1 protein-coding gene is annotated in these 1312 nt (G+C 69.5%); it reads left to right on the top strand.

What is annotated here, in order from left to right; all coding sequences use genetic code 11:
• Positions 1–283 precede the first annotated feature (283 nt).
• Complete coding sequence (locus AC2W7M_RS25640; RefSeq protein ID WP_486135933.1) at positions 284–1234, top strand: carbohydrate ABC transporter permease; 951 nt, start codon at positions 284–286, stop codon at positions 1232–1234.
• Positions 1235–1312: the final 78 nt, after the last annotated feature.

The raw sequence follows: 1312 nt of genomic DNA, 5'->3' as shown, positions 1-1312 counted from the left end.
TGAGGGAGACCGCGGCGGGTACCGCCCACCGCGCGCCTTGCCTCGGCGGCCCCGCCCCTCCACCCCGACCCTCTCCCCGGCGGGGAGAGGGAGAGGCCGGCGGCGCGGCCGGTGAGACAACACAATGCCCTCTCCCCGGCGGGGGAGAGGGGTTGGGTGAGGGGGAAGGCCGGCAGGCTCCTTCCCGGACCCACCCGGCACCGGGCACGAAAGACACAGCCGCCCCCAGTGGGCGTTCAAGAGGCGGAGCCAATCCGCCCGACCGATACGAGAGAGGAAGCGCATGGCCACCGTCACCACCGCTGACCCCCAAGCCGCGCCCGCCCGGCGCTCCTTCTGGAGCGGCATCGGCCAGGGGCGCCATGTGCTCGGCCTGCTCTTCATGCTGCCGGCGGCGGCCTTCCTGCTGTTCTTCCTCACCTACCCGCTCGGCCTCGGCGTGTGGCTCGGCTTCACCGACACCCGCATCGGCCGCTCGGGCGTGTTCATCGGGCTCGAGAACTACCAGCTCCTGTTCGAGGACAGCCTGTTCTGGCTGGTGGTGTTCAACACGCTGCTCTACACCATCGCCGCCTCGATCCTGAAGTTCGCGCTCGGCCTGTGGCTGGCGCTGCTCTTGAACCAGCACCTGCCCTTCAAGGCCTTCTTCCGCGCCGTGGTGCTGCTGCCCTGGGTGGTGCCCACCGTGCTCTCGGCCATCGCCTTCTGGTGGATCTTCGACAGCCAGTATTCCATCATCTCCTGGGCGCTGATCCGCATGGGCCTGATCGATGCGCCCATCAACTTCCTCGGCGACGTCGCCAATGCCCGCGCCTCGGTGATCGCGGCCAATGTCTGGCGCGGCATCCCCTTTGTCGCCATCTCGCTGCTCGCCGGCCTGCAGACCATCCCGCCCTCGCTGCACGAGGCGGCGACGCTGGACGGGGCCACCAACTGGCAGCGCTTCCGCTTCATCACACTGCCCATGCTCTCGCCCATCATCGCCGTGGTGATGACCTTCTCGGTGCTGTTCACCTTCACCGACTTCCAGCTGATCTACGTGCTGACCCGCGGCGGGCCGCTCAACTCCACCCACCTCATGGCCACCCTCTCCTTCCAGCGCGCCATCCCGGGCGGGCAATTGGGCGAGGGCGCGGCGATCGCGGTGGCCATGATCCCGTTCCTGCTGGCGGCGATCCTGTTCAGCTATTTCGGCCTCCAGCGCCGCAAGTGGCAGCAGGGGGGCGCCGACTGATGGGCGCCGTCGCCAGCGGCGCGCGCCGCCGATACCAGGGGCGGCGCGCCCCCTCTCCCCCTTGCGGGAGAGGGTTGG

The organism is Xanthobacter sp. BG11Y11_SDJG (genome assembly GCF_057364445.1).
This window is presented reverse-complemented; position numbering and strand designations above follow the sequence as displayed.